Here is a 7,189-nt window from a genome sequence, read left to right as displayed (position 1 = left end):
CTCTAATGGAATTGTCACAGTGAGCATAGCGAACTGATGAAACTCCTTAATCGAGGCTTTGCGTGACGAAGTGCAACTAAGCCCGCAAACTACCGTCGACAGAGCGTAGCGACGAGAGGTCTCCAGTCTATGATGACATGTAAATAATATAGATTATTTTAGCTACAAAATCCAAAGAGATATCTCGACTTTGCTCGACGGTAGTTTGCGGCCTCAGAAACAAGCCCGTCCGGCTCATGGAGGACCTAACCTCGCAAAGCCTCGATTAAGGTCTGTCATCAATTCACTAACGTTCATTGTGACCAGAACCATTAGATATAAGGGCCGGGAGAATGTACGCTCAAGACTAGGGGTGGGTAGAGAAGCTAAAGGTTACCAAAGAACTCCCTCAAAAAAGAAGGCCCCTCAGGACCTTCCTTCTCTCTATATGAAGTTTTATAATGTATAAGTTATCTTCTAAATATTATTTAAGTCTAGGAATGATTTGTCCGTAGTCTCCTTTTCTTCTCTTGTATACCACTCTTACGTCTGCATCTTCACTGTCTAGATATACGAAGAAATTGTGGTCTAGAAGTTCCATTTGTAGGATTGCTTCCTCGGCGGACATTGGCTTAACGTGGATTTCCTTTACTCTTTTAATATTAGTATTATCATCGTTTTCCTCATTTTCATAAGTCTCGAGATTTTCGAACTTGATGCTTTCCCCGCTTTGCCTATCTCTCATAAGTTTTGTCTTATTCTTCCTTATCTGGCTGAGCAGACCATCGATATTTCTATCGATTGCTGTTGGATAAGTCTCATCGCTGGTTTCAGATCTTAGGATTCTACCGTTGTCTAGAAAGGCTGTAGTTTCAACTACGAACTCATTTCCTTCTTTGGCAAACCTAACATCCATTTCTTGTTGGTCATGGAAGTATTTATCTAGCCTATCAAATTTCTTTATAGATTCATTTCTGATATCGTCTGTTAGTGTAAAATTCTTGGCTATTAAATTTAATTTCATAATACCCTCCTATTGTCTTTTTATTATTTTACCCATAATCATAAATAATAAACGTTTTCTTATGATAATTTATCAGTCCTCTTACGATTTCTATCCTTAATATTACTAATAATAGTGTCCGATATTTTTAATAAAGTATAATAAAGAAAGATATGTAAAGGAGTAAGTATGAAAGATACAAAATTAAGAGATATCTTGGACTATGAATTCTTATCTAGTCTCGATATTTCAGATGATTATAGAAAAATTTCCTACAAGAAGACTAAGGGAAATTATAAAGAAAACAGATACGATAGCAATTTATGGATTTATGATACCGAAACCTGCGAGAACTATCAGATAAGTGATGACAATAAGGCCTCTATTTCTACCTTCAATAAGGATTCTAATATAGTCTACAAGAAGGAATCTTCAGATGAGTCTGATATTTTCTATGTAAAAGATGGTACAGGCCTAGGACATAAGTACTTTTCTATTGACAAGGATGTCGATCTGATAAAACACTTAGGAGATGACATTTTTCTCCTAAAGGCTAAGGATAAGTTAGGCAAGGAAGAGAAAGAAAAAGATAAGGAAGACTCCTACTTCAAGGAAATAGACAAGCTTCCTTTTTACCTAAACGGACTAGGCTTTATCAAAGACAGGGACTCTGCCCTATATTTTTATGATAGAGAAAATGATAAGCTTCGATTGATTAAAGACTTTAAGGCAGATGACAATCTATCCTTTGTTGATATCAATGAGGATAATAGCAAGATTCTTCTTCTTAGAGGGAATTTTACAAATAATTCTGTAATGGAGCTTAAGGAAGACCTCCTCCTCCTAGATATTAAATCAGGTGAAATGACTCTTCTAATCGAAAATGAATTTTCCTACTACACTGCAAGATTTATCGAAGATAGGATAGTCTTTGTAGCGACCGATATGAAAAAGGGCGGGGTCAATGAAGATTGTTTTATTTATTCATGTGACTTTGAGGGAGATTATAAGAAAATTAGCCCAGACGATTTCGATATGGACTTTGGTAATTCTATAGGTACTGATGCGAGGTTTGGATCTTCTAGGACCTTCGATGTAAAGGGCGACAGGCTATATTTTGTAGTTACTGACTTTGAAAAGTCCAAACTCTTATCCATAAGTCTTGATGGAGATATAAGAGAAGAAATCTCAGAAGGCGTTGAAGACTTCGTCCTAGCAAATGATGATATCTACTACCTAGCAATGGGAGTTGACACTCTTTCTGAGCTTAAGAGTAAAAATACTGGGGAAACTCTCATAGAAAACAAAGTCCCAACAGATGTCCTCTCTATCGAGACTTTCGACTTCACATCAAATGGAGACGAACTTACCGGTTACGTCCTCCTTCCAAAGGACTTCGATAAGAATAAGAAATATCCGACCCTTCTTTCTGTCCATGGTGGACCAAAGACAGAATTTTCTGATATCTTCCACCACGAACACCAAATGTTTGCATCAGCAGGCTACATGGTAATCTACACCAACCCACACGGGTCAAGCGGTAGAGGAGTCAAGTTCTCCGACATTCGTGGTAGCTACGGAGATATAGACTATGATGACCTCATGGCCTTTACCGACCTTGCCATAGAAAAATACCCACAAATTGATACAGAAAAAATGGGAGTCTATGGAGGAAGTTATGGTGGATTTATGACAAATTGGACCATAGGTCACACCGACCGTTTCGAAGCAGCTTGTTCCCAAAGATCTATCTCAAACTGGACAAGCTTCTATGGAGTATCAGATATTGGCTATTACTTCGCTCCTGATCAAACAGCAAGTGATATGTGGACTGATCTTAACAAAATGTGGGACCAATCTCCGATCAAATACGCCCCAAATGTTACAACTCCAACCTTATTCATCCACTCTGACGAAGACTATAGGTGTCCACTAGAGCAGGGCTTACAAATGTATACTAGAATTAAGGAAAATGGCACAGATACCAAGATGTATATCTTCCATGGGGAAAATCACGAACTATCTCGATCTGGAAAACCAAAGGGCAGGATCAAGAGACTAAGAGCGATAAAAGAGTGGTTTGACAAGTATCTTAAAGATGAATCAAAACAAGCCTAAGACAAAGAACTTTTTCCTAAATCTTATAAACAGGGTAGCAAATCATGACATCATGACCTACTCTGCAGGACTATCCTTCTACCTCCTACAAGCATCCATACCACTTATGATGGTTCTCGTAAGTGTACTGTCCTACTTTATATCAGGTAGAGAGGATATCATATATAGATTTTTGGACTTTTTACCGATTACTACAATAGAGCTGATAGCGGAGGTGATAGATATTCTACTTATTTCCTCCCAATCTCCAACAGTCACAACCTTGACGATTATTTTTGCCTTATGGTCTGCGACAAGTGGTATCAACAAGCTAATAAATGCGATAAATCACGCCTACGGGCTCCACAAACAAAAACAAGCTATCAAACAAAGACTCATGAGCGTAATCTTTACCCTCATTTTCATAAGTTTGATAGTCTTTATGTTGATATTTCAAATCTATGGTACAAGCATAATAAATATCTTCAATGCCCAAATCATAGAGAAAATCACCGTACATTTTAACACAAATATCCAAAAGGCCTTGGATATGATATCATCGCCTTTATTTAAGCTAATAGCCTTCCTCCTTCCCTTCCTCATAATGGCAATAGCTGTCGGAGTATTCTATAGATACTCCCCTTCCAACGCCAACAACAGGATAAGCGTCAAGGAAGCCTTCTGTGGAGGATTATTCGCAACAGTCGCCATATTTATAGCAAGCTTTATATACTCCTACTTCGTAAACAACTTCTCTAACCAGTCCCTTGTCTACGGAGCACTTGCAGGAATCCTTGCCCTCTTCATCTGGCTACTAATGGTATCAACAATCCTAATCCTAGGAGCAGAATGTATAGCGGCCTACAGAGAAGGTTACAAGGAAGACTATTTTGACAAAAACACTATGACAAAAGAGAAATCTTCCCTTAAGGATAAAATAATCAAATTGATAAGGAAAAAGAACAATGAAAAATGAAATGCGAAGATTCTTCCTAAACCTCCGTCGTGAAATGGGTAAAGAAAGAATCGAAGAATATTCAGATAAAATCTATCAAAATCTAATAAAAACTGACCTCTACGAGAATGCAAGTACAATCTTTGTCTATGTATCAATGGATAAAGAAATAAATACAGAAAAAATAATACGAAAAGCTCTAGCAGACGGCAAAGAGGTCTACGTTCCCTTCATCGAAGAAAAAACCATGAAGACAAATAAACTTGAAAAATACGAAGACCTAGTAGAAGGTAAATTCAAAATAAAAACCACCAAGTCAAATATTTCCCTAGAAAACCCAGACTTAACCCTAGTCCCAGGACTTACTTTCGACAAAAGCAAAAATAGGATAGGCTACGGAGGAGGCTACTACGATAAGTTCCTAGCAAATAGCAAAACAACAAGCCTAGGCCTATTCATGAGCCCCTTCGAATCAATAGAAATTCCAACAGATAAAAACGACATGGCCCTAGATTATATATTGACTGAAGAGGGGTTATTCTAAAAAGATAAAGCAAGGAGATGTCTCGACTACGCTCGATATAAGGGTAACGTAATGAGATATCTCGACTTACGCTCGATATAAGGGGGAAAAAAGAGATGTCTCGAATACGCTCGACATAAGGGGAACGTGAATGAGATATATCGACTTCGGTCTAGATAAAGACATAAAATTAAACAAATCGCAATATCTCAAGCTTCCTATCCACTTCTTTTTTATTATTTCATTTTTTATTTGACAAGTTTCAAAAGTCCATGTATAATTTGAATCAAGAAAACAAACTATGATAAGAAAAGTAGATTTGATGGACCTACACAGAGAGGCTATGGTTGGTGAGAATAGTCTAGAAAAGTCAGATTGAAAATGGCCTTTGAGTTTCTTGCCCGATATTTAAGGCAAGACGTGTTCGCACGTTATAGCGATAGGGTATGCTAGTACCCGATGAGTTATTAATCGCAAGATTAGTATAAATTAAGGTGGTAACACGAGCTTTAAGCTTCGTCCTTTGGGGACGGAGCTTTTTTTGATATAAGGATACATAGTTAAATTTTCTTATGGCGCCAAATTGTTAACATGTCCCCACTATATACCAAATAAAATTAGAGTGGTATAAATTATTAGAAAATTATTAAAGAGGTAAATTAATATGTCAAAAAGATTTTTAACTGTTGGATCATTACTAAGAAACGAAGAACTCCTAAAATACAAGAGAGAAATTGAAGGAAGAGAAGATATAACCTATCCTTTCTACGACGACCTAGAAGGATACAAAGAGTGCGAAGATAAGTCAGTAGCAGAAATTGTCGAAAAAGAACTCGAACACGGCCTTGTTCAAGTAACAGATGGTGAGTACTCCAAGTCCCTATGGCACCTTGACTTCGTTTGGGGGCTTGATGGATGCGAGAGATTTATCAACAAGACTGGTTATTTCTTCAGAGAAAAAGATTCTGATGAGAAGTTTGAGACAAGAAAAGATATAGGAATAAGGATCACCGGCAAGGTTTCTGGCAAAAACCACGTCTTTATCGACCATTTCAAAAGATTAAAGGATATAGTTGATGGAAGAGCTGAAGTTAAGCAATGCATCCCTTCCCCATCTCATATCTATGGCGAGCTAACAAACTTTGGATTTATAGAAGAATCTTCTTACTATAAATCAGAAGAAGACTTCTTAAAGGATTTGATCCAAGCCTACAAGGACTTCCTAGACGACTTCAAAAACGCTGGTGGTGAAATCATTCAGTTTGACGACTGTCTTTGGGAACAATTCGCCAAGGAAAATAAGGAAAACCAATACGATAACAACCAGACAGACCTAGATAAGAACCTAGCCCTTGCCCAAAAATACATCGACATCAACAACGAAGTTATAGACTATGGCCATGAGCTTGGCCTTAGAGTCTACACTCACAATTGTAGGGGTAATTACTCATCTAGAAACTTCTCCGATGGAAGCTACGAATCAATCGCCGACCTATTTTTCAAAAATCTAAAATACGATAGATTCTACCTAGAATGGGACGACGAAAGAGCAGGATCAGTAAAGGCACTCGAGGCCTTCAATAACAGAGACGACGTAGAAATTGTCCTAGGCTTCCTATCAAGCAAGACCAATACCCTTGACGATGAAAAAAGAGCCCTTAACCTCCTAGAAGAAGCTAGCAAAATCATCGACAAAGACAGACTCTACCTCTCCCACCAATGTGGATTTGCTTCATGCGATTGTGGAAACGAACTTACAGAAGATGAGCAATGGGCCAAAATCGACCAAGGCCAGAAAATAGCAGAAGAGTTCTGGGGTGAATAATGACAGATCCTCCCAAACTATTAAAAGAACTTAAAGACAAGAAGTGGATAAGCCTAAGTCATGTCGTAACAAGTGATATCCCCCACTTCGAAGCCTTTAATAAACTGAAAACTGAAGACATAGCCACAATAGACGAAGATGGATTTTGGGGTAACGAAATTACAATAGGAAGCCAATACGGTACCCACATAGATGCCCCAAACCACTTCGCCAAAGGCACAAGAGATCTTCTCCAAATCCCCTTTGCCGAAAGATGCCTTCCCCTATATGTAATAGATATCTCCCACAAAGTAGAAAAAAATCCCGACTATGAGATAACAAAAGAAGATATCCTAGACTTCGAAAAAGAACATGGACAAATAGAGCCTAAGTCCTTCCTAGCACTTAGAACAGACTGGTCCAAGAAGTTTCACGATAAGGAAGCCTTTATCAACAAGGACGATAAAGGAATCGAGCACACTCCAGGATGGTCCCTAGAAGCCTTAAAGTTCCTCCACGAAGAAAGAGACCTAACAGCCATAGGCCACGAAAACCTAAACACCGACCCAGGCCTCAAACTCTACGAAAACAAGGCTCTAGAAGCAGAATACTACTGGCTAAGCCAAGACAAATACCAAGTAGAAGTCCTAACAAATCTAGACAAGCTCCCAGCAAAAGGAGCAATAATAACAATCTCCTACCCACAAATATCAAATGTCTCAGGATTTTCTGCAGAAGTTAACGCAATATACTAAACAATTACTAACATTTAATATGGGTCTATAATAAATCGTGTTGGTAGAAGTAAATGATACTTCTTTCAACACG

General features: G+C 38.1%; 6 protein-coding genes and 1 other annotated feature. Of the genes, 5 read left to right on the top strand and 1 reads right to left on the bottom strand.

Features of this window, described 5'->3' with window-relative positions:
* Nucleotides 1-463 precede the first annotated feature (463 nt).
* Nucleotides 464-1,003: a ribosome hibernation-promoting factor, HPF/YfiA family gene (hpf, locus tag RCH56_RS07195; RefSeq protein ID WP_306484302.1), complete on the bottom strand. Its 540-nt coding sequence runs from the start codon at nt 1,001-1,003 to the stop codon at nt 464-466.
* Nucleotides 1,004-1,171: 168 nt separating this feature from the next.
* Here hpf and RCH56_RS07190 point away from each other — a divergent pair, with 168 nt between their 5' ends.
* From RCH56_RS07190 to RCH56_RS07170, 5 genes are all read left to right on the top strand, one after another.
* Complete coding sequence (locus RCH56_RS07190; protein WP_306484301.1) at nt 1,172-3,100, top strand: S9 family peptidase; 1,929 nt, start codon at nt 1,172-1,174, stop codon at nt 3,098-3,100.
* On the top strand, nt 3,063-4,055 hold the full coding sequence (locus RCH56_RS07185) for a YihY/virulence factor BrkB family protein (protein ID WP_306484300.1): 993 nt from the start codon (nt 3,063-3,065) through the stop codon (nt 4,053-4,055). The genes RCH56_RS07190 and RCH56_RS07185 overlap by 38 nt, the downstream gene beginning before the upstream one ends.
* Nucleotides 4,045-4,578, top strand: coding sequence for a 5-formyltetrahydrofolate cyclo-ligase (locus RCH56_RS07180; protein WP_306484299.1), 534 nt, complete (start codon nt 4,045-4,047; stop codon nt 4,576-4,578). The genes RCH56_RS07185 and RCH56_RS07180 overlap by 11 nt, the downstream gene beginning before the upstream one ends.
* Before the next feature lie 271 nt (nt 4,579-4,849).
* Nucleotides 4,850-5,084, top strand: a binding site (T-box leader).
* 137 nt (nt 5,085-5,221) lie between these two features.
* A complete protein-coding gene (locus RCH56_RS07175) occupies nt 5,222-6,382 on the top strand; it encodes a 5-methyltetrahydropteroyltriglutamate--homocysteine methyltransferase (RefSeq protein ID WP_306484298.1) in 1,161 nt (386 codons plus the stop codon).
* Nucleotides 6,382-7,116, top strand: coding sequence for a cyclase family protein (locus RCH56_RS07170; protein WP_306484297.1), 735 nt, complete (start codon nt 6,382-6,384; stop codon nt 7,114-7,116). The genes RCH56_RS07175 and RCH56_RS07170 overlap by 1 nt, the downstream gene beginning before the upstream one ends.
* The last annotated feature ends 73 nt before the right edge of the window (nt 7,117-7,189 follow it).

The organism is Anaerococcus sp. (assembly GCF_030825785.1).
In the GTDB taxonomy this organism is placed as follows: Bacteria; Bacillota; Clostridia; order Tissierellales; family Peptoniphilaceae; genus Anaerococcus.
Note: the sequence above shows the minus strand (reverse complement) of the source record. Positions and strands in the feature narration are given on the sequence as shown.

What these genes read in the sequence shown, in the direction of transcription:
- hpf (WP_306484302.1), bottom strand. Translation starts at nt 1,003, where the DNA reads ATGAAATTAAATTTAATAGCCAAGAATTTTACACTAACAGACGATATC.
- RCH56_RS07190 (WP_306484301.1), top strand. Translation starts at nt 1,172, where the DNA reads ATGAAAGATACAAAATTAAGAGATATCTTGGACTATGAATTCTTATCT.
- RCH56_RS07180 (WP_306484299.1), top strand. Translation starts at nt 4,045, where the DNA reads ATGAAAAATGAAATGCGAAGATTCTTCCTAAACCTCCGTCGTGAAATG.
- RCH56_RS07175 (WP_306484298.1), top strand. Translation starts at nt 5,222, where the DNA reads ATGTCAAAAAGATTTTTAACTGTTGGATCATTACTAAGAAACGAAGAA.
- RCH56_RS07170 (WP_306484297.1), top strand. Translation starts at nt 6,382, where the DNA reads ATGACAGATCCTCCCAAACTATTAAAAGAACTTAAAGACAAGAAGTGG.